The 21,760-nt window shown below is 37.7% G+C and carries 16 protein-coding genes and 1 pseudogene; 10 read left to right on the top strand and 7 right to left on the bottom strand.

The window, feature by feature from the left end; translation table 11 throughout:
- Window positions 1–16 precede the first annotated feature (16 nt).
- From fabD to gmk, 6 genes are all read left to right on the top strand, one after another.
- Window positions 17–961 carry an ACP S-malonyltransferase gene (fabD, locus tag ACFIK4_RS01420; protein WP_375612933.1) on the top strand — a complete coding sequence of 315 codons (945 nt, stop codon included), beginning with the start codon at window positions 17–19 and terminating at the stop codon, window positions 959–961.
- A gap of 18 nt (window positions 962–979) precedes the next feature.
- A complete protein-coding gene (fabG, locus tag ACFIK4_RS01415) occupies window positions 980–1,717 on the top strand; it encodes a 3-oxoacyl-[acyl-carrier-protein] reductase (protein WP_375652284.1) in 738 nt (245 codons plus the stop codon).
- Between the two features lie 261 nt (window positions 1,718–1,978).
- Window positions 1,979–2,215, top strand: a complete 237-nt coding sequence (locus ACFIK4_RS01410; protein WP_004860281.1) for an acyl carrier protein — start codon at window positions 1,979–1,981, stop codon at window positions 2,213–2,215.
- A 101-nt stretch (window positions 2,216–2,316) separates the two neighbouring features.
- Window positions 2,317–3,579, top strand: a complete 1,263-nt coding sequence (fabF, locus tag ACFIK4_RS01405; RefSeq protein WP_375622331.1) for a beta-ketoacyl-ACP synthase II — start codon at window positions 2,317–2,319, stop codon at window positions 3,577–3,579.
- 96 nt (window positions 3,580–3,675) lie between these two features.
- The gene (gene mltG / locus ACFIK4_RS01400) at window positions 3,676–4,785 is read left to right on the top strand and encodes an endolytic transglycosylase MltG (protein ID WP_375674687.1); all 1,110 of its coding nucleotides are present in this window, start codon (window positions 3,676–3,678) and stop codon (window positions 4,783–4,785) included.
- Between the two features lie 299 nt (window positions 4,786–5,084).
- Window positions 5,085–5,762: a guanylate kinase gene (gene gmk, locus ACFIK4_RS01395; RefSeq protein WP_375652280.1), complete on the top strand. Its 678-nt coding sequence runs from the start codon at window positions 5,085–5,087 to the stop codon at window positions 5,760–5,762.
- 29 nt (window positions 5,763–5,791) lie between these two features.
- On the opposite strand, the gene rsmA is transcribed toward gmk, so the two are convergent.
- The 6 genes from rsmA to lptF all read right to left on the bottom strand — a co-directional run bounded on the left by rsmA (window position 5,792) and on the right by lptF (window position 13,331).
- Complete coding sequence (gene rsmA, locus ACFIK4_RS01390) at window positions 5,792–6,622, bottom strand: 16S rRNA (adenine(1518)-N(6)/adenine(1519)-N(6))-dimethyltransferase RsmA (RefSeq protein WP_375611238.1); 831 nt, start codon at window positions 6,620–6,622, stop codon at window positions 5,792–5,794.
- Complete coding sequence (gene pdxA, locus ACFIK4_RS01385; RefSeq protein ID WP_375638099.1) at window positions 6,613–7,626, bottom strand: 4-hydroxythreonine-4-phosphate dehydrogenase PdxA; 1,014 nt, start codon at window positions 7,624–7,626, stop codon at window positions 6,613–6,615. The genes rsmA and pdxA overlap by 10 nt, the downstream gene beginning before the upstream one ends.
- Window positions 7,626–8,582, bottom strand: coding sequence for a SurA N-terminal domain-containing protein (locus ACFIK4_RS01380; protein ID WP_375629237.1), 957 nt, complete (start codon window positions 8,580–8,582; stop codon window positions 7,626–7,628). The genes pdxA and ACFIK4_RS01380 overlap by 1 nt, the downstream gene beginning before the upstream one ends.
- Before the next feature lie 109 nt (window positions 8,583–8,691).
- Complete coding sequence (locus ACFIK4_RS01375; protein WP_375674684.1) at window positions 8,692–11,052, bottom strand: LPS-assembly protein LptD; 2,361 nt, start codon at window positions 11,050–11,052, stop codon at window positions 8,692–8,694.
- Window positions 11,053–12,144 (bottom strand): LPS export ABC transporter permease LptG, encoded by a 1,092-nt coding sequence (lptG, locus tag ACFIK4_RS01370; protein WP_375674682.1) that lies wholly within the window; start codon window positions 12,142–12,144, stop codon window positions 11,053–11,055. It lies immediately after the preceding gene.
- Window positions 12,141–13,331 (bottom strand): LPS export ABC transporter permease LptF, encoded by a 1,191-nt coding sequence (gene lptF / locus ACFIK4_RS01365; protein ID WP_375611243.1) that lies wholly within the window; start codon window positions 13,329–13,331, stop codon window positions 12,141–12,143. The genes lptG and lptF overlap by 4 nt, the downstream gene beginning before the upstream one ends.
- A gap of 396 nt (window positions 13,332–13,727) precedes the next feature.
- Here lptF and ACFIK4_RS01360 point away from each other — a divergent pair, with 396 nt between their 5' ends.
- Genes ACFIK4_RS01360 through ACFIK4_RS01350 form a run of 3 tightly spaced genes read left to right on the top strand, consistent with a single transcriptional unit; the run spans window position 13,728 to window position 14,606 of the window.
- Window positions 13,728–14,174 (top strand): DNA polymerase III subunit chi, encoded by a 447-nt coding sequence (locus tag ACFIK4_RS01360; RefSeq protein ID WP_375652278.1) that lies wholly within the window; start codon window positions 13,728–13,730, stop codon window positions 14,172–14,174.
- On the top strand, window positions 14,174–14,353 hold the full coding sequence (locus ACFIK4_RS01355; protein ID WP_375611245.1) for a hypothetical protein: 180 nt from the start codon (window positions 14,174–14,176) through the stop codon (window positions 14,351–14,353). Before ACFIK4_RS01360 ends, ACFIK4_RS01355 begins: the two co-directional genes overlap by 1 nt.
- The gene (locus ACFIK4_RS01350) at window positions 14,340–14,606 is read left to right on the top strand and encodes a hypothetical protein (protein ID WP_375611246.1); all 267 of its coding nucleotides are present in this window, start codon (window positions 14,340–14,342) and stop codon (window positions 14,604–14,606) included. The genes ACFIK4_RS01355 and ACFIK4_RS01350 overlap by 14 nt, the downstream gene beginning before the upstream one ends.
- Here the strand turns inward: ACFIK4_RS01350 and ACFIK4_RS01345 are convergent.
- Window positions 14,603–15,892 (bottom strand): MFS transporter, encoded by a 1,290-nt coding sequence (locus tag ACFIK4_RS01345; RefSeq protein ID WP_375620745.1) that lies wholly within the window; start codon window positions 15,890–15,892, stop codon window positions 14,603–14,605. The two genes, ACFIK4_RS01350 and ACFIK4_RS01345, sit on opposite strands and share 4 nt — an antisense overlap.
- A gap of 572 nt (window positions 15,893–16,464) precedes the next feature.
- On the opposite strand from ACFIK4_RS01345, the pseudogene bafA reads away from it, so the two are divergent.
- Window positions 16,465–21,760: pseudogene (gene bafA / locus ACFIK4_RS01340) on the top strand (BafA family autotransporter); the annotation flags it as partial.

Here is a 21,760-nt window from a genome sequence, read left to right as displayed (position 1 = left end):
TTTTAGGAGTTGATAAATGGGTGCAGCTTTTATTTTTCCAGGGCAGGGGAGTCAACTTGTTGGTATGGGGAAAGCGCTTGCAGAGCAATTTATTGTCGCACGGATGGTTTTCGAGGAAGTTGATGATGCTTTGGGTGAGAAATTATCAAAGATCATTTTTGAAGGACCAGCAGATGTTTTAACGTTAACAGCAAATGCACAACCGGCATTAATGGCTGTATCTATGGCTGTCATTCGTGTGATGAAACAATTAGGGCTTCGTATAGAAGAAAAGGTAAGGTTTGTTGCTGGTCATTCTTTAGGCGAATATTCGGCTCTTTGTGCTGCTGGTACATTTACTCTCACAGATACGGCAAGACTTTTGCGTATTCGTGGCAATGCTATGCAGGCTGCTGTCGCGGTTGGTGAAGGTTCTATGGCTGCATTAATTGGTTTAGAAGAGCACATTGTGGAAGAAATTTGTGAAACTGTTTCTGGAGAAGGACTATGTCAGATTGCTAATGATAATGGTGGTGGGCAAATTGTTATTTCCGGTAAAGCAAAAGCAGTTGAGGCAGCGGTAGAGATTGCATCAACAAAAGGTGCAAAACGTGCACTTCTTCTTCCTGTTTCTGCACCTTTTCATTCATCTTTAATGCAACCTGCTGCTGATGCCATGAAGAAAGCACTTTTGACTGTTAACAAAATGTCCCCTATTGTTCCTTTGATTGCCAATGTTTCTGTTGCACCTGAGAGCAATCCAGAGCGTATTACTACTCTTCTTGTTCAACAAGTGACTGGGAGGGTGCGATGGCGTGAAACAATAGAATGGATCGCTGCGAATGGGGTTGATACGCTTTTTGAAGTTGGTTCTGGAAAAGTATTAACAGGTTTAACGCGTCGTATTAACAAAGATATAAAGGGGGTAACAATTGGAACAGTTGATGAAATAGAATCAGCGCTAGGCATGCTTGGCGTTTAATCTATAAGGAGTTTAAAAATGTTTAGATTAACAGGGCGTAAAGCTCTTGTAACGGGGGCTTCGGGAGAAATTGGTGAGGCAATTGCACGCTGCTTTCATGCACAAGGAGCTATTGTTGGACTTCATGGAACACGTGAAGAAAAGCTCAGAGAAGTGGCGGCAGAATTAGGGCAGAATGTTTTTGTATTTCCCGCTAATCTTTCTGAACGCCAATCGATTAAACAATTGGCTGAAGTTGCAGAGAGAAAAATGGATGGCGTCGATATTTTGGTTAACAATGCGGGAATCACTAGGGATGGTCTTTTTGTGCGTATGCAAGATAAAGACTGGGATGATGTTTTAGAAGTTAACCTAACAGCTGCTTCTCTTTTGACGCGTGAATTAATACATTCTATGATGCGCCGCCGTTATGGAAGGATTATCAACATTACATCTGTTGTTGGTGTTGTGGGAAACCCTGGACAAACGAATTATTGTGCTGCAAAAGCAGGCTTGATAGGTTTTTCTAAAGCATTGGCACAAGAAATTGCTTCGCGAAACATCACTGTCAATTGTATTGCTCCAGGATTTATTAAATCCGCAATGACAGACAAGCTTAATGAAAAGCAAAAAGAAGCCATTATGGCTGCGATTCCGATGAAACGTATGGGAAGTGGGCAAGAAATAGCCGCTGCTGCTGTTTATTTAGCAAGCGATGAAGCAGCCTATACGACAGGTCAAACACTCCATATCAATGGTGGAATGGCAATGATTTGAGTATTTATTTTATTCCACATTGATTTATGAGTTGTATTATTTTAGATAGTAACGATTGAAATGGATAGATGCATCTATTTCTTTAATATGGTCGTTGATCAATTGATGTCGGAATGTCAGATTGGTTCATTTTGTAGGGGATATCCACAGGATGTTTTAAATCATTACTAAAATCTTTTAAAGTAATGCATCTATTGCTTGATTAGATGAACCGATATAGTTAACCAAATTATAGGAAAATATAAATTCGAGGATTTCAACATGAGTGATACAGTAGAGCGCGTTAAGAAAATTATCGTGGAACATCTTGGGGTTAATGCTGATAAAGTTGTAGAAAATGCAAGCTTTATCGATGATCTAGGGGCTGATAGCCTTGATACGGTTGAACTCGTTATGGCTTTTGAAGAAGAGTTTGGGGTAGAAATTCCAGATGAAGCTGCTGAAACGATTTTCACAGTTGGCGATGCAGTCAAGTTCATTGATAAAGCTTCTGCGTGATTACTAAAGGGCAAAGGCATAAATTGCTTTTGCCTATATTCTTCGGAGCTCTTTTGAAAAGAGAGCTTTGAGAGGTGAAGTTTAGTTCAAGGTTAGAAGTTATGAGGCGTGTTGTTGTTACTGGTTTAGGGTTGGTATCTCCATTAGCTGGTAATACTGAATATAGTTGGAAACGACTTCTTGAAGGAAGAAGTGGTGTCCGACGTATCACTGAGTTTGATGTGTCAGATTTGCCATGCCAGATTGCTGCGCGTATCCCCTTAGGGGATGGAACAGAGGGGACTTATAATGCTGATTTGTATATGGAACCTAAAGAGCAACGTAAAGTTGATGCATTTATTGTTTATGCAATGGCAGCTGCTAACCAAGCGCTTGCAGATGCCGAATGGTTTCCTAAGAGTGATGAAGATCAGATTTGTACAGGCGTGTTAATTGGTTCGGGAATTGGGGGAGTTGAGGGTATTGTTGAAGCTGGTTATACGCTTCGTGATAAGGGCCCACGTCGTGTTTCTCCTTTTTTTATTCCGGGTCGTTTGATTAATCTTGCTTCTGGTTATGTGTCTATTCAATATGGTTTACGGGGGCCTAATCATTCTGTTGTAACGGCTTGTTCAACAGGGGCGCATGCGATTGGTGATGCGGCACGTTTGATTATGTTTGGTGATGCAGATGTCATGGTGGCAGGGGGAACCGAATCTCCAATAAATCGGATATCTCTTGCAGGTTTTGCAGCTTGTAGAGCTCTTTCCACTTGTCGCAATGATGATCCTGAACGGGCGTCACGTCCTTATGATACTGATCGTGATGGTTTTGTGATGGGGGAAGGAGCAGCTGTTGTTGTTTTAGAAGAGCTGGAACATGCCAAAAAACGAGGAGCGCGTATTTATGCTGAGGTTATTGGCTATGGTTTATCTGGTGACGCTTACCACATTACAGCGCCTTCAGAAAGTGGTGAAGGGGCTCAGCGTAGTATGATAGCTGCTCTTAAGCGTGCACAAGTGAATGTAAGTGAACTTGATTATATTAATGCTCATGGTACATCTACGATGGCTGATTCCATAGAGCTAGCGGCTGTTGAGCGTGTTTTAGGGAGTTATGCACCACAAGTTTCTATGTCATCAACGAAATCATCTATCGGGCATTTACTTGGTGCAGCCGGTGCTGCTGAGGCTATTTTTTCTATTTTAGCTATACGGGATAATATAGCCCCAGCGACACTTAATCTTGACAATCCATCGATTGAAACAAAAATCGATCTTGTACCACACAAACCGCGTGAACGAAAGATTGATACGATTCTTTCTAATTCTTTTGGATTTGGTGGGACAAATGCATCGTTGGTGATGCGACGTTTTAGGGGATAATAAGTATTTTTATTTAATTTTTGCTTTTGAGTTTTCTACTTTATTATAAGGTGAATAAGAAATTATAATATTATCCTTAATCGCTATTGAGGGGTTATGTCCGATGTGAAAAATGGAAAATCATTAAAGGACGTAAGTGATTCCTCTTCGAATCATTTAGCAGATAGTTATGACATGTTAATACATAAAAAACGAAAGAAATCATCTATCGTCCGTAATCCGTTGGTCATTCTCGGTCATTTTTTTCTTATGCTGATTGTGATTATTCTTTTTGCCATAAGTATTCCTCTTTATATTGGAAAAAGTATTTTTGAAGAAAAGGGAAAAATTGAGGAAGAACAAATTGTTCTTATCCATCCTGGTACCGGAATTCGTGAAATTGCTTCATTGCTAGAAAAACGCGGTTTCATTCGATCATCAGATATTTTTGTTTATGGGGTTGGTTATCACCAAAAAACAACGCATCTGAAGGCTGGTGAATATTTAATTCCGGCTCATGCTTCGATGCAGGATATTATGGATATTCTTGTGAAAGGAAAATCTATAGAGTATACATTTACAGTACCTGAAGGTTTAACGGTTCAGCAAGTTTTCGATCGATTAGCTGCGAATGAAATTTTGATTGGAGACCTTCCAAAAATTTTGCCTCCAGAAGGTTATTTAATGACGGATACTGTTCGTTTTATTCGGGGAACAACGCGTAAAGAGATTGTAAACAGGTTGCGTGAAGGACAGACAAAATTAATTCATGCTATATGGGCTACGCGTTCACCTGATTTACCCATTAAATCAATTGATGAATTTGTTATATTAGCCTCAATTGTTGAGAAAGAAACGGGAATTGCAGCAGAAAGACCAATGGTTGCTGCGGTATTTTATAACCGCCTTATAAAGCATATGCGTCTTCAATCGGATCCAACAGTAATTTATGGTCTCTTCGGAGGAAAAGGAAAACCATCCGGTCGTGCAATTTATCGTTCAGATCTTGAGAAGGAAACACCATATAATACTTATAAAATTAATGGTTTGCCCCCAACGGCTATTGCAAATCCAGGTCGAGATTCTTTAAAAGCGGTGGCACATCCACCAAGCAGTGATGCACTTTATTTTGTTGCTGATGGTTCAGGAGGGCATGTTTTTTCTCGAACTTTAGAGGAACATAATATGAATGTTCGCAAGTGGCGAGAATTAAAGGCAAAACATTGAATTTATAGTGATAACACATCTTTTTGCATCGTAAATGAGAATCCCAATTATAGTAAAATTTTTCTATTTAAACTTTTTATGAGAATGATAAAAAATCATTTTCTTGTCTGTCACAAGTGGGGTTGGCGTATGGATAAAAATATTTAAGAAAGAAGTGAATATACTGCTAATACCTTATCTCAAAAAAGAGCAGAATAACATTGAGAATTGCTAAGAAAACACATTGATTAGGAGAGAGGTTGAGATAATGTATAATTCAAATTTTGGAGAAACATTTATGAACAAAGTAGAGTGATGTAATGACAGTCTTTGAAAGTAAATTGAGTACTATAAAAATGAATCAACGCCGCGGTTTTTTATTTATTCTCTCTTCGCCTTCAGGTGCTGGTAAATCAACAATTTCTCGATTACTTCTAAAAGAGGGACAATTAGAGCTTTCCGTAAGTATGACTACAAGGAAAAGGCGTCCTAGTGAAGTAGATGGGCTGCATTATTACTTTATTTCAAAAGAAGAGTTTGAATATAAGCGTGATAGGGATGAATTTATTGAGTGGGCAGAAGTTCACGGAAATTATTATGGCACTTTACGTGAAACTGTTGAAAGCGCATTGAATGCTGGCCAAGATATGTTATTTGATATTGATTATCAAGGTACCGAGCAGCTGCAAAAAAAGATGCTAGGAGACACTGTATCTGTTTTTATTCTTCCACCATCAATGAAAGAGCTTGTTTCGCGTTTACATCGTCGAGCAGAAGATAGTCAAGATACTGTCAATTTGCGATTGGAAAATGCACGAACGGAGTTAAAGCATTGGCTTTCTTATGATTATGTTGTGATTAACGAAGATTTAGATCAGTCTTTATCTTTTATTAAATCAATTTATTTAGCTGAAACCGTAAAACGTGAGCGTTGTTCTTATCTTGGCTCTTTTGTTGATGGGCTTATTGCTGAAAAAATCGATAAATGTTGTGATTAAAAAAGGTTTTATAACACAAAGTGCATTTTTTAGAGCACTAGATGCGCTAAAGTTACAAATTCAGAAATCGAGAGCGTTTCAGCACGGCGCGTTCCATCAATTCCAGCTTTTTCTAATAGCTCTTCACCTCCAAGTATTTTGAGATTTTGACGAAGCATTTTTCGTCTTTGCCCAAAGGCGGTTTTTGTGACGAGGCTTAGTTTTTGTGCAGAGCAGGAAAGAGGTTGTATTCGCGGAATAATATGAACAACGGAAGACGTTACTTTAGGTATTGGTATGAAGGCTTGAGGGGGGACATCAAAAGCAATTTTAGCAGTGGTACGCCAGCCAGTTAAGACACTAAGACGTCCATAATGAGTAGATTGAGGTTTAGCTGTAATCCGTTTGGCAACTTCACGTTGAAACATCAATGTCATTGATTCATAAAAAGGAGGCCATGGTTCAGTCAAAAGCCAATTTAATAAGAGTTGTGTCCCAATATTATAGGGAAGATTTGCAATAATGCGCGGTTTTACAGGGCTTGTTTCAAAGAGTTTTGAGAAATCTTGCTTCAGTGCATCATTACAAATAACTTTTAATTTTTTAGGATAGTGTTTTTCTATTTCTAAGAGAGCCGGTATGCAGCGCTCATCGCGTTCTATTGCTGTTACAATGGCACCCTTTGCTAGCAAGGCACGTGTGAGACCTCCAGGACCAGGACCAATTTCAAGAACAGGTTTTCCTTCTATATTGCCTGCTTGATGAGCAATTTTAGATGTTAAATTAAGATCAAAAAGAAAATTCTGCCCCAAAGATTTATGCGCTTGTAATCCATATATATCAATGACCTCACGCAGAGGAGGGAGATTATCTATTGGCATGGGTTTAAACTATTTTTTGCAAGTTGATTTGCAAGTTTAAGAGCAGCAATAAAGCTTTCAGGAGAGGCTATCCCTTTATCAGCAATGTCAAAAGCAGTTCCGTGATCTGGAGATGTGCGAATAAAAGGTAGACCTAACGTGACATTAACAGTACTGTCAAAGTCTAATGTCTTAACAGGGATAAGGGCTTGATCATGATACATACAAATGGCAACGTCATATGCCTTTCTTGCGCATTCATGGAACATTGTGTCGGCAGGCAGCGGGCCTGCAATATTGAGTCCTTTCTTTTTAAGATATTCAATAGCAGGAGTGATAACTTCAATATCTTCTTTTCCCATTGCACCTCCTTCTCCAGCATGAGGATTAAGACCAGCAACAGCTAGTCGGGGTGACGTTATTTTAAACCTTGTTTTTAAGTCATATTCAGTAGTAAGTACCGTTTGAATAATTAAATCACGGGTAAGCTGTGAAGGAACATTTTTAAATGGAATATGAACAGTTATTGGTACTGTTTTTAATCGGGGTCCTGCTAACATCATAACTGGATGATAACATTTATGAAAAGCTTTATGGGCTAAATCGGCTAAAAATTCTGTATGACCTGGAAATCGAAAACCGGCATCATAAAGACTCTTTTTTGCAATAGGACAAGTGATAAGTGCACATGCATGGCCATTTTGAATCAATTGAACACAGCGTTTAATTGCTTCAATAATTCCAGCTGTATTTTTCGATGAAGGTATACCTAATTGATCACTTTGTTTGTTTTTTAACGGTATGATAGGAAGAGCTTTTTGAAAATTTTTTGCAGGATTATTGATTAAAACAGATTGCACCTCAACATCAATCTGTAAAAAACGAGCGCGCGAACGAATAACATCTGGATCAGCAAGAAGTACAAAAGGTGGAATTTGGCGCGTAACACGCAAATTCCACGCTTTTAGTACTATTTCAGGACCAATTCCGGCAGGATCACCACCGCTAACAATAAGAGCAGCCATTATGAATTTTGAATGCGTGCCACTCGGCGCAGTTCTTCTAAATATTTGTCGCTTAATTCTTCAAGTTTTTGCGGGCTTCTTTTTTTACTATCTTGAAGAGAAAATATCAGTCGAGCGACATAATCATCAGAAACTCTTTTTATTTTGCAGACAGCAATTGCTTCGATTCCATCAGATGTTTCTTGTAATTTTGTCATTTTTCCAGCAGGCGTTTCAAGAATAGCTTGTTCCCATGCATTAGGAAGTTGTGGCTCCAGAAACTTTCCTAAGTGGCGGATAGTAACGTCTAAAATACCTCTTGCTTGATTGTGAGCATTGGCACATCCACGGAAATGTGCGCGAAAATTACTTGCTTCTCTTTGACGTCTTTCAAAGATCTCTGAACGACGATGTGCAGGAATGACAAAAACAATTCGCTGTAATGTATATTCGTTGGTTGAAGGTTTTACACCACCATTTTTTAATATTCTGCGTACAGCTTCTTGTTCGCTAATCATACCTGTTTCAGCTTGATAGCGTGCGCTAACAAGACGCCCCCATCCTATTTGTCCACGGATGTAATCTTTAAAGTGTTGCACTGTGATCTCAGTTTGGATCAGAATCTGGTTGAGCTGATCAATCGTCATATTATTTTGTGTCGCAAAATTCTCAAAAGCTCTATCAACTTCATCATTGCTTACTTCAATATTACGACGTTTTATTTCAATATTTTTTAGCTTTTCATCAATAAGCTCTTTTTTAGCCTGTGCCACCAAATTGCCTTGCTTTTGTTGTAGCCTGAGAAAAGCAAGGCGTCTTTGTATATCATAATTTGTGATGGGGTTGCCATTAACTGTAACAACAATAGAAGTCTGCGCAAAGACTGTCGGAATCAAAAATCCATTTATTAGCAGGCTACTTACGCTCAAAGATGCAATATAAAATAAAGCAAGAAAACGCTTTTTCAATTTATTCATGTAAATAGGCTTTCGCATTGTTTATTAATTCTCATCAACAACTTAAAATACACGCTTTCTTTCATAAAAACAATGATAAGTTAAATGACTGATACATTCCCTTTATAAATTAATCTATCTTTTTTCCGATATCTGCAATCGTACGCAATGAAAGAGAGAAATTAAAGTTTTGCAAGGGTGCTTTCCTGCCTGGATTCGTTACCTGTTGATAACCGAATGTTAACCCGAAACATTCATCCATATAACTCAAGCTAATTCCTCGCTTTATAAATGTACCAGATACTAAATCATAACCGGCGTTGCTATTAATGGACCAATAATCTGCTAATTTAAGTCCTGTTTGAAAAGAAATTTCTTGGCGCTCTTGAGAATATTCATAATCTGGTTGCTTTGCGATATAGGCATATTGTAGAGCCGCCCAAAAATTTTGCCATTTTTGTGATGCTTCGATTTCACTACGGCGGATTTTTCCTGTTTTTTTGTCAAAGCGTCCACGCGTTTCTAAGGAAAAACCACTTTTATGGGTTGTACCAAACATTGCAACATAGTCTGAACGTTTTGCCTCTAAGCTAGAATGAGTACCGACATTGATAAAGTCCTTTTCTGCAAAAGAATTCTTTCCTGCTAGATGGAAGGATTGTCCAATGAGACCATAAAGAGACCAATTATCATTAAGGCTTCCAGAATATCTTATACCTATATTGGCTCTTGTACCACCTTCTACACGATCATAACCAGAAAATTTGTCTCGTTGAAAGAGAGTGGTTGCATCAAAGACAAAGCTTTGAGCATCTTCATTAGGAATTTGTCCAATAGATTGTTCATTATTGCGTATAAAAATTTGTGCAGTTGGTTCTATAATATGTGTAGAATGATCAGCTGTAATGAGGAAGGGATAACGTAGTTCCAACCCTGCTGTTGCCATGCCACGAATTGCTGAACCATGAATTGCGGATAAGGCATTGTTTTCTATAGAATCTGTGTGATTTTCGCTTGCATTGGTTGTAATGATATCAGCTCGTAGAGAGAGAAGAGGGGTTAAGATGAGTCCGTTGTGCGTGTTGAAGCGCTTTTTCCACTGAAGCTCGTTTGTTAAACGCAAACTATTTCCAGCCATACCAGAAAGTTTTACTGTGTTGAGAGGGTTTCCGTTCTGGTCGGGTGAACTGAAGTCAGCATGGCGACGATAAACTGATTGCATATTACTATGGAAGGTAAGCTCTCCATTATAAATGGGTTCATCTGGTGTGAAAAAATAATCGATGCGTGGTAAGACCCACGCTTGTCGAGAGTGACGTTCATAATGAGGATCATTCAGTATTGAATCTTGAACTTTAAAATGATAAAAACGCATATCAAAATAATTTTTTCCTGCAAGACCATTCAAATAGATCTGAGAAAGTTGTGTAGGATTGTTATAGTTTTCAAGTTTATAGGCACGACTAAAATGCCGATCCGATTGTGCAAGAATATCCCATCCATAAGTCCAGTGTGAGTTAATACGAAAATCCCCCTTTGTCGCCAGCATATAACGGTTTTTATGTTGGGCATCAATCGTATCATTATCAAATCTATGCGGTTTCATTTGATATATATGAGCAAAGCGAATGTTATAACGGCCCGTTTTTAAACGCTGACGCCATTCCCCTTCGGTTAAAAGCCCTTGTTGGGTATAAACCGTAGAAGAAAGGGTAAAATCATAATGGGGGGCGAGATTCCAGAAATAAGAATTCTTTATCCCCATACCGAGATAATCAGTATAAAAAAAATGAGGAGTAAGCAGACCGCTAGCACGCCTGACAGTTGGATCATAGATCTCAAAATTTGGAAATTTTATAATCGGTACACCAAAAACTTCAAAACTGCTATTTTCAAACCGAATTTTTTTGACGCTATTATTCCATATGATCTTTCTTGCTTTAATTTTCCATAGGACGTCTCGATCTGGTTTATAAGAGCAAGGTTCACAGGCTGTATAGGTTGCATTTTCAAAGACTGTTATGTGATTGTGTTTGCGTGTAGCATTTTGGGCTGAAAAGTGAACATTGTTGGCTGTATCAATATGTAAGGCGTTTACAAAACCCTCGCCAAGATCTTTGGTCATATCAATTTGGTTGGAATAAATTTTATTACCATCCTTTTGAGTAATTTCAACGTTCCCTTGTGCTATAAGCCGTCCTGTTTTTTGATTGTAAATAATTTTTTGAGCGACAACTTTATTGCCATCATATTCGATTTGGACATTACCGTGTGCAGAAACAGTGTTTTCATCACGATTGTAGATGAGTTCATCCGCAGAGAGCAAAAGAGGAGGTTCCGGATTTTGAATGCGACTTTGAGAAGGAGATTGAAGGCTTTGAGCGTGCGCACAATAAGATAAAGCACCTCCTAAAATAACCCCCACAACACTTTTAAAAGCGAGAGCACTTAATTTTGTTAAAATAGTTTTTTTAAGTGTTAATGCTTTCACTTAGCCATCCTCTTTATGAAGTAAAAAAGAGATTCCTAAGAATAACGCAATAACAACGGGTGTCCAAGCTGCAATAATTGGTGGAATATATCCAGCATTACCGAAAGCTTGAACAAGTACGGAAATAACATAAAGCATAAACCCAGCTATTACGCCACCAAGAATCAACGTTCTAGATTGCCCAAAACGTGTAAAATTTAAAGATACAGTTGCTGCAATGAGGGTCATTGCCACAAGCAATGCCGGTAATGCAATCAAAGATTGGAAATACATATCAAAATTATGAGCAGAATAGCCAAATGAACGTGCAATCATAATTTTTTTTGGCAATTGGTAAAATGGAATAGTTGCGGGATTCACTAAACGTTCCGTTAAAAATTCAGGTTTTAGATTGGTTTTTATTTGCAACACGGTAATTTTTTCAGGAGGATGCCCTATTTTATAGATTGTTCCATTTGTTAATAGCCAAAATCCATTAGTCAAGGTTGCTTTTGGGGCGTTAATCCAATTTTTAACGGTTGCATTGTCATTGTATTGTACAAAGGTGGCATCGAGAAGAGAAAGTCCTTGATCGGTGATAGATTTAGCACCAATGGTTGTTCTGCCTAAATTTGTACGTTGTGTTAACCAGTGGATACTTGTATTGTGAAGAGGTGTTAGTACATTGTGATTGCGCCATTCAGTCATCTTTTTTTCTGCTTGAGAAAATCCCCATGCAGCAAGTGGATTAATGAGAAGAATTGAAAATAATCCTAAAAGAAAAGCTCCAAAACAAGCTGGCATAAGAAATTGCCATGCAGAAACACCGATTGAACGAGTCACCACAAGTTCAAGTTTTTTGTTGAGCGAGATAAGCGTTGCCATTGCAGAAAAGAGTGCAATGAAAGGGATAAGTTGTTGCATGATAAAAGGGATGCGTAAAACAGAGAGGAAAAATGCATCTTTTGCTGTATAATGCGGAAGGGAAGATAGCCTACCGGAATTCTCTGTGAAATCGATTAAAAGAGCAAGAACAAAAATGCTTCCCCAGAAATAACAAGTTATTTTAAGATACCGTATAAAAAAATATCGTCCAAGTGTCCACCCAATCATGATATTTTATCCGAGGAATCTTGAGATTTTCGATGTTCAAATTTGTTCATTATTTTTTGAAAAGCGATTTGAAGTATCTCATTAACTTTTGTGGGAAGCCCAATTTTATGATTCGTTAAAAGCATAAAAAAGACAAATGCACTTGTTCCTATAGGTATAATATAAAGGAGAGGAACGTATGCAAGATCGCTTTTTGCTTTTTCTGCGAAAAAATATCCTATCCAATACACCAGAAAAGAAAGGGCAATTGCCGAGATATTTGCGGAATGACGAGCTTGTCGATGGGAGCGTACATCCCCTGCTGCTGCTAATGCAATAAGTGAAAAAACAATAGGGTAGAGCCATTGTGTTAATCTGCGGTGAAATTCAGCTTTATATTGGAGTGGTTTTCGTTGATAGTAGGGATCTTTTGGGTCAGGGTTTTGTAAATAAGAAAGAGACCGATCTTTTGGATAAAGAGTAGGTGTTTTATCACTAGGGATAAACTCTCCTAGGCTAAAAGTATATGAGCTAAATTGCACGATTGAAACACTGTTATTTTGATGATTGACTCTTTCTATTTCACCGTTATTGAGAACCAGAAAACTGCCGTTTTTATTGCTCACAATGGATGCGTCTGTTGCATAATAAAAAAGATCAGTCTTAGGATCACGCTGGTCGGCAATGAAAAGGCGTTCAAGTGTTCCATTTGGATTTCGTTCGCCAATTTCTATGTAAAGGTTATTGGCGAGTTTTTGGAAGCTCCCTTCACTAATGAATAGATTAATAAGATCAAAATGAGCGCTTGCTAGCATTTGTCGCATATGAAGACGCGCTTGAGGAACAACAAAATTAGCTATAGAAAAGGAGATACAGGATGCAACAATAGCAAGAAGAAGGATAGGTTTCCAAACAGTACTTTTAGGAAAACCAGAGGCATTGATGACAGCAAGTTCTGAGTCTTGATGCATTGCTGAGAGGATGGTTGTAATTGCGATGACTAATGCAAACGGAATGACAACAAAAATAACAGAAGGAACCAATGAGAGTGAAAATTGTAAGACTGTGAGGAGTGTTTGTTTACTTGTTGTGAGAAAGTTTATCCGTGCAAGAATTTGTATAGTCCAACTAACGCCCACTGCTGCAATCATGACAGAACTAAACAAAACAATGACACGTTTCAGGATGTAGAACTCAATAATACGCATAAATTGGGGAAAATCCTCAGTTTTTAATTCGATAGCAAATATTCTTACTGCTTTCGGTTAAAATGTAATAAAGTTTGAAAAAATACCCTTTCATGAATTGGATATTTTTACCAAATAAATAATATAAAATTGCCTATGAGGTCCTCTTTAAATTTTCCGTACATTATATTTTATTTTCAACTATAGTCTACAAAGAATCTAGAAAATAACTTAAAAAACTTTTTTATTAACGTTGAAGATAAAAATTTTTGTCTTTTAAAGACACGTGCAAAAAGATAATGCATCTCAATCAAAAAAGAGGGTTTATATCTTGAACCGTTTCCTTTGTATTAGGGATATAGAAGTTTTTTTAAAAAGATGTTAGCTTTTTATAAAGAATGATGAAGGCTTAAGAGATTGGATATTTTATTCTATCATTTGACGCAGTCAACGCTGAAGGATATTTTGCCGACGCTTGTGGAGCGTGCATTGGCTCGTTTTGGTAAAGTAACAATACAGTGTGTGAGTAAAGAACAACGCGATTCTATAGATATACATTTATGGGTTTATACTGATGAATCATTTATTGGACATGGAACGGAGTGTGATCAATATCCAAACTTTCAGCCTGTATTTCTTACGACAGGACAAGAAAATCCGAATGATTCAAAGATTCGTTTTCTCATAGAGGGAGCTGTTTGTTCGGATATTGATGCTTATCAACGGCTTGTCGTGATATTTGATGGTAGAAGTGAAGAGCAGTTGAATCTCGTTCGTGCACAGTGGAAAAAATATAAAATGGAAAATCATAATTTAACGTATTGGCAACAGACTGAAGATTATCGCTGGGAAAAACAGGTTTAATGCGTCTTGTATCTATTGTTCTGATTTTTATAGGATTACTGGGAATAGTAAATCCTGCACTTTTTATTACGGAAGGCTCAGGGGGAGGGCGTTGGGTTTTTATTGTGATTTTTCTTTTAGGCATGTTAAATATATGGACTATAATTAAAAAAACGAAACGCCATAATGATAATTATTGATCGAATTTTGCTTGTTTTATGGGCTGTGATGTTGGCCTTCTTTTGCGTTTCATGGTTGGGGACAACGCATATCTTATCAGAAATGTTTGCTGTTTCTTATATAAGCAATATTGCAGATTTTTTATTTTTCTTTTTGAGTGCCTTGTTTGCAGGAATATTGTGGTGGAAAATACCTCAACCCCTGTCTTTAAAAACGAAACTGGCAGCATTTTTGCCGCCAGTCCTTATTTTATTCTTCGTTATTATATTTTAGTTGGATATTTCATCATCTGTAAATCCGACGAAGCAAATCAGTGAAATAAAAGAAGCAAGAAGCAAATAATAACCGATATAAGATGTATCGAAATGTTGCACCAGATATTCTGCAATATAAGGCGCGAGAGATGCTCCTATAATAGCAGATAAATTGAAAGTAATAGAAGAACCGGTATATCGAATTGCTGTTGGGTATGGTGAAGCCAAAACAGCACCAAGAGGACTGTATATCATTCCCATGAGAGACAAACCGATAACAGACATTGCAAGGACTCCTATAACTCCAGAATTTAAGAAATAAGGAATTGCGAAAGAATAAATACCGGTGATGATTGTAATCCAAATCATCAAAGTTCTACGTCTAATACGGTCAGCGAGTCTTCCCGTGATGACAGTAAAAATCCCACAAAAAATAGCACCGACAATTTCGATTTGAAGAGCTTGATGAAATGGCAATTGCAAATGGTTTGTTGAATAGCTTAACAAATATGTAGTAACCAAGTAAAACAAAACAAAAGTTGCCATACCAGAAAATATTCCAAGAAATAGGATTCGTGGACATTTTAAAAAGACATCTATGATAGGAACTTTGACATGTTTTTTACTTTCAAGAGTTTTTTTGAATTGAACAGTTTCATTGATTGAAAGACGGACCCATAATCCTATAATCATAAAAACAACTGAAGCAATAAAAGGAATACGCCATCCCCAGGCTAAAAGTTCTTCACGATCAAGGAAATGCAGCAGACCCAAATAAACAGCAATAGATAAAAACAAACCTATTGAAACGCCTAATTGGGGGAACATTGCATACCAGCCGCGCTTTTCTGGAGGGGCATTTTCTGTTGCGAGCAAAACAGCTCCTCCCCATTCTCCTCCTAATCCAATTCCCTGTCCAATACGGCACAAGGTTAAGAGGAAAGGGGCAAACCACCCAGCTATTTCATAAGTAGGAAGAAAACCAATAATGACTGTTGAAAGACCCATTGTGAGAAGAGAAGCGATAAGTGTTGCTTTTCTTCCAATTTTATCTCCAAAATGTCCAAAAACAACTGATCCAAAAGGGCGGGCAAAAAAGGCTGCTCCAAATATTAGGAAAGATTGTAAAATAGCAATTTGATCATTTTGTGTTGGAAAAAACACATGAGGAAATATAAGAGCTGCGGCAGTGCCAAAGACATAAAAATCAAAGAATTCAATTGTTGGGCCAATAAGGCTTGCAAATAAAATCCGACGAGGGGAGTTTCTGTTGCTTGTAGCTTTCATTTCTGAGTTTATAGACATGAATAGAATGTCCCTTTTAGTATATGACAAATCAAATGACGAGTTAACTGACTATAACTATAGAAATTTCAAATCGGTGTCGAGTCAATATTATGACACTTCGTTATATATTAGAACAATGATTATGGACTGATGGGTATGAATAAGTGGTCTATATATTATCCATATTGAATAAAATAAAGACACTGCTTTAAATGCTGTAGAAGATGGCAATAGGTGGCCATAAACGCAGCTCTCATTCACATTGCTGTTTCCTTTAAAGTTTAATGCCATTTTTATCTATTAAGGAATCAATCTTATTCGTAGATCAGTGTTTAGTGTCTCAAAATATTAAAAATATTTTTCATGGATGCAATTATAACACTTTTAAAGTGTATCTAAAACAAATTAAATCTTTTAGTTGTGCATGCATTTTAAAACACATGGTGTATATTTGATCTGTCAGAGCTTAATCCATCGAATGCTTTGCTATCTTAAAAGACATGAGGTTGAGCAATTACGTTGTGTTGTTTTGATCTATGCACTTTTTTCTAAATGGGAGAATTTAAATTTAAAATTATGGAGTGTAAATAATGCAACGCAAATTGAAATTAAGTTTTTGTGCGGTAATGGCCAGTGGTTTTTTTGTCAAGATTGCGAGTGCATATGGAGTAGCTACACCAAGAGAAAAGTTATTAACACCAGTAAGTATCAGTGAACACCTAGAAGAGACAAGAAAGTTGTTATCGGAAGTGAGGGGACTAAAAGAAAAAAAGGGGGGATCAAAAAAGATAGAGAATAAACAGACAGTAGAAGGAAGTGATCTTTCAGAAGAGGAAAGGAAGAGATTAGAAAAGCTATTCTTTGAAGTACTCACAAATTCAATAATAAGCGATGGTGCTACGATCTATATTACTAACCGTGACTCTGAAGGTTCTGAAATAAATAGCTTTAACTATAAAGATGCAGCTTATTCCATTAATAATACGGTTAGAGAAGGGGGAAAACTCTACATTGATGCAGCAAGTGTTAGCAGGGATACGACAATTGAGCATGGTGGGATTGAGTTTGTCCAAAACTTGAGCATTTCAGAATATGCTACTGTTAAAAAAGGGGGGAAACAAATTGTTGAGAGTGGTGCAAATGCAGAAGGGGCTCAAATCCATGGTGGCGAGCAGATTATTTTTGGTAAGGGAAGCCTTGGATCTAGTTTGTCGCGAAAAGATAAGGAAAGTAGTGCTTATGGCACTGAAATTCATGCTGCAGATGGAATGCCAGGAATACAAAGTGTTTATAGTGGGGGGATGGCTGTTGACACAAAGGTTATGAAAGGAGGTATCCAGAATCTTGATGGTAAAGAGAATTTTCATAACGGTTTCTCAGAAGATGCTGATACAGCCGATATAGAAGATGAAGATTTTACAATTAATGAGGGGGCTTTTGCACTGAGTACTGAACTTTTTAAAAATGGTATGCAGAATATCTTTGCAGGAGGGAATGCGAGTGAAGTTACTTTATACGATAGAGCTATTCAGAATATATATGATTCTGGATATGCGGATAATCTAACTATTAATCATCAAGCAAGGTCATGGGGTTTTGCTGGTGCGATATTAGGTGAAAATACAAATGTTAATGATTTTGGCAACCTCTATCTCTATGCTGGAAATGGTGAAGCTGTTACGGAAGTAGAAAATCTTAATTTAAATGGAGAAGATAGCAAACTATACATTATTGCGTCTGAAGATAACGGCAAAAAAACTGAGATTAATGTTAAGAATTTAAAAGGAAATGGGAGAGTTATTTTTACGTCTTTAGGGACTAATAAGCATTATTCACAGCTTAATATCGATGATCTTTCAGGTTCTTTACATTTCGATTTTAATGTCAATTTTGCCAAGCAGCTTAGTGATTATCTTGTGATTAAAAAAAGGGGCTCTGGTTCTCACACAATAAGTGTGGCTGATTCTGGGCGTGAAATTACAAATTCTTCTTACAAAAAGCTTAAATTAATTACTGATCGCAGCGGAAATGCCCATTTTACTCTGACAAACACTTTTGGTGAAAAAATCGGAACTGTTGATGCCGGAACCTATCGGTACAGTTTGAAACATAGAAACAATAAGGGTACTGGTAAAATTTGGTACTTAGATGCAAACCACACCATTGATGAGACAACTTCTCAAGTTTTTGATAGTGTATTGAAACCATATACTGGTTCATCAAGTGATTTACTTACAGAACTCACAATTGATCAAGGAACAACTATTTCTATTGCAGATCCTAGCTTTGACACGAGTAGCAAGGAAGTTGATAGCAATGGAGAAACTTCAATTAGTAATACAGTTAAAGATGGTGGAAAGCTTTCCGTTTATAGCGGTGGTTTTAGCTTGTATACGACAATTCAAAGAGGTGGCACTGAGCTTATTAAAACACAGGGTCTTTCACAGGATACTATTGTTCATAAAGGTGGGCAACAAAAGGTTAAAGAGGGGGGAAAAGCTGAAGGGGCTAAAATTTACGGAGGTGAGCAATTTGTTTCAGGAAAGTCTGATATTAAAGGTGCGACGGTGAGGAGCAGCGCCTATGACACTATCGTTTCTGGTGAGAATGGAGTGCGAGGATATCAGAATGTGTATGGTGATGGAGAGGTTTTTAACACACAGATCATGGAAGGAGGGATACAAAATCTTTATGGAGAAGAGGATCTAGACGAGTATAGCAGTTTTGCCTTTGATACGAAGGTCTTTTCTGGTGGACAGCAACATGTTTTAGCGGGAGGAATCGCGATTGGCGTTCTTTTAGAAGGGACTGCTTTTCAGGCAATAGATTTAGGAGGTTATGTAAAAGATTTAACCGTTAAGGATCAAGCACAATCATGGTTACATGGTGGCGCAACATTGGAAGGAAAGACAACGGTTAATGATTCTGGACGGATTTATCTTTATGCTGGTGCAGAGCAATCTCGTACTGAAGTAGAAAAAATTGTCTTAAATGGCAGAGATACAAAATTGTACGCGATTGCCTCTAATATAGATGGTGAAAGTTCTTTGATTGAGAATCTGAGTGGGAATGGTCGTGTTATTTTTACTTCTACCGTGTTTAATCCACATTACTCTAAACTTGAGATCAATGATCTTTCAGGGAGTTTACATTTTAGGTTGCATACTAATTTTGCAGAACAGCGCGGTGATTATCTTCTGATAAAACAAGGATCAGGTAATCACACCATAAGTGTTATCGATTCTGGTGTTGAAATTACCAATTCTCCTCTACAAGATCAGAATTTAGTTTTGGAGCTTGATTTAATTCATGTTCAAAGCGGAAATGCGCATTTTACTCTGACAGATTTTTCTGGTGAAGAGACGAGTACGATTGATGGTGGAGCTTACATGTATGGCTTAAAGACAAAAGATGATAATGGGGGAAAGACTTGGTCTTTGGCTACATCACAAATAACTTCTGCTCCTGTAATTCCTTCACCTCATGTGGAGTCGCCTATAGATAAGCTTCCTGAAAAAGAAGAAAATATGACATCGTCAAAAGATTTTAGTATCTCTGATGTAATTCATTACAGCATTGGGGAAGGAGGAGGAATTCTACAAAGCTCTTGGCTCGGTGATGATAACGTAGTTTATGTCTCTGATGATGGAGAGCAAGGTGTTCTTAAGAAGTCTATTAATAATACAATTCAGGGATCAGGAAGACTTTATGTTGAAGCTGGTGGTTTCAGTAAAAATACAACCATTGAAAATGGTGGTGTTGAGATTGTAGGGGAACAAGGGATTTCAGAATTTACGATTATTTACGAGGATGGAAAACAAAGAGTGGAGGGAGGAGGAACCGCATTGAGAGCTGAAATTTATGGTGGGGAGCAGCTTGTTTTCGGAGATGGTTATGTAAATGGTGGAATTGTGGGGAGCAGCGCTTATAACACGATACTGTATGGTCAAGGTGATACGCCAGGACAGCAGAATGTATATGATGATGGGATGGCTGTGGGAACAAAAGTGATGAGTGGAGGAATACAAACTCTTGCTAAATGGTTTCCTAATGATGATAACTTTGCAGAAAAAGCCGGCGGTTTAGCTGTAAATGCTGAAATCTTTTCAGAGGGTGTGCAGCGTGTTTTAGCAGGAGGTGAAGCAAATACAGTCATTTTACGCACTGGTGGTGTTCAAGAAGTCTATGCAGGTGGAATTGTAAAGAATCTAACGATTGAAGGTAATGCTAATTCATGGATTTCTCCTGGTGCAATATTAGGAGGAGAAATAAAAGTTCAGGATTTTGGTGGGCTCCATCTTGATGCTGGAGATAATGGTCAACAAACTATAGTAGAAAACATTGAATTAAACGGAGAAGACGCTCAATTATACTCCGTTGCTCGTGGGTTTGACGATAAAAGTACACGCATTCAGCAGTTAAGCGGTGTAGGAAAAGTCATTTTTACTTCTTCTGAAGATGATTTATATTACTCTCAGCTTTATATTGATAATCTAGCAGGGAGTCTACATTTTGACCTTAATGTTAGCCTTGCAGAAGGAAAAGGTGATTACCTCTTTATTGAGAATGGGAGTGGTTTTCATACAATAAGTGTCGTAGATTCTGGTATTGAAATTGTTGATCCTTCTTCAACAGAACTTGATTTAATTTTTGATCAAAGTGGAGGAGCACATTTTACCCTGAGAAGCTTTTCTGGTGCAAATGTTAAAACTATTGATGGCGGAACCTATACGTATGGTTTAAAACAGAGAATTGATGAGGGTGGGGGCGAAAAAGTTTGGTATTTATCTGCAGTATTTATTGATAATGTTTCATTTCTCAACAGTTTACCACGTAGTAGAAGCAGATCTGTGCGGCATTTAAATCAAAATCAATCGGTTTCTTCTCTTTCAACGATTGCAGCACCACAAGCGCATGTTATAAAATTGCCACGTCGAAGAGAGAACTGCCAAAACTTAAGGCAAAAATCTCAGGCTTCTGTATCTCCAACTGTTTTCTCTCTTGGAAGTCACGTTATTGAAGTTTTAGGTTCAGGAAGTTCTCATCCTCTTTCTGATGAAAAACAACAAACTGCTGTTTCAACCTCTTCTCAATCTTTAGCCGATCAAATGATTTTACGTCCAGTTCATAAAGAACAACCTTTGCCACAATTTAGTGAGAAACTTTCAGTTTCTCACTTTTTGACCACTCCCTCTACAGATGCGGTATTGTCTATGTCTGTGGCGCCAGCGATGGTTTTTCACAATGAAATGCAAACCGTACGTGCGGGAAGAGGAATTCTAGATAAAAGTAAAAAGAATGCAGCTTTATGGACTTATGCGATTAAATCTAAAGAGAGCATTGCGACAGAGCATATAGATTTTAAACTGGATCAGACCGGTATCGTTTTGGGGATCAATGGTTTAAGCGAGTGGGAAAATGGAGAGTTTTATATAGGTGGTTTTGGCAGTTATGATCGTGCCCGTGTTGCGCATGCACGGGGGGGTAACAGTGGAATCAATACTTATGGNCAATACTTATGGTATTGGCGCTTATGTCACTTATTTTGATCATAGTGGATGGTATCTCGATGGTATTTTAAAATACAATCATTATCAAAATACCCTAAAAGCCGTTTCAACGAATGGTTTAGAGATTGAAGGAACATATACTCAAAGGGCATTGGGAACTTCCTTTGAAGCTGGTTATCGACTTAAGACGTCAAAGAACAGTTGGTTACAGCCTTATGGACAATTTACATGGTTGCGTATTGAGGGTAAAGAAATCAAATTATCGAATGGCATGACAGGTGACATGCGTCCATTTACTTCATTACGCAGTGAGGTTGGCTTATCTTTAGGATATGAATTTGGTTTTCACATGGATTCCTCATCGCTTGCGTATATT

The sequence above is a fragment of the Bartonella sp. AP9QHHD genome, assembly GCF_042195625.1.
Lineage (GTDB): Bacteria > Pseudomonadota > Alphaproteobacteria > Rhizobiales > Rhizobiaceae > Bartonella.
Note: the sequence above shows the minus strand (reverse complement) of the source record. Positions and strands in the feature narration are given on the sequence as shown.

Coding starts and splice junctions, on each gene's coding strand:
- fabD (WP_375612933.1), top strand. CDS start 17: ATGGGTGCAGCTTTTATTTTTCCAGGGCAGGGGAGTCAACTTGTTGGT.
- fabG (WP_375652284.1), top strand. CDS start 980: ATGTTTAGATTAACAGGGCGTAAAGCTCTTGTAACGGGGGCTTCGGGA.
- ACFIK4_RS01410 (WP_004860281.1), top strand. CDS start 1,979: ATGAGTGATACAGTAGAGCGCGTTAAGAAAATTATCGTGGAACATCTT.
- fabF (WP_375622331.1), top strand. CDS start 2,317: ATGAGGCGTGTTGTTGTTACTGGTTTAGGGTTGGTATCTCCATTAGCT.
- mltG (WP_375674687.1), top strand. CDS start 3,676: ATGTCCGATGTGAAAAATGGAAAATCATTAAAGGACGTAAGTGATTCC.
- gmk (WP_375652280.1), top strand. CDS start 5,085: ATGACAGTCTTTGAAAGTAAATTGAGTACTATAAAAATGAATCAACGC.
- rsmA (WP_375611238.1), bottom strand. CDS start 6,622: ATGCCAATAGATAATCTCCCTCCTCTGCGTGAGGTCATTGATATATAT.
- pdxA (WP_375638099.1), bottom strand. CDS start 7,626: ATGGCTGCTCTTATTGTTAGCGGTGGTGATCCTGCCGGAATTGGTCCT.
- ACFIK4_RS01380 (WP_375629237.1), bottom strand. CDS start 8,582: ATGAATAAATTGAAAAAGCGTTTTCTTGCTTTATTTTATATTGCATCT.
- lptG (WP_375674682.1), bottom strand. CDS start 12,144: ATGATTGGGTGGACACTTGGACGATATTTTTTTATACGGTATCTTAAA.
- lptF (WP_375611243.1), bottom strand. CDS start 13,331: ATGCGTATTATTGAGTTCTACATCCTGAAACGTGTCATTGTTTTGTTT.
- ACFIK4_RS01355 (WP_375611245.1), top strand. CDS start 14,174: ATGCGTCTTGTATCTATTGTTCTGATTTTTATAGGATTACTGGGAATA.
- ACFIK4_RS01350 (WP_375611246.1), top strand. CDS start 14,340: ATGATAATTATTGATCGAATTTTGCTTGTTTTATGGGCTGTGATGTTG.
- ACFIK4_RS01345 (WP_375620745.1), bottom strand. CDS start 15,892: ATGTCTATAAACTCAGAAATGAAAGCTACAAGCAACAGAAACTCCCCT.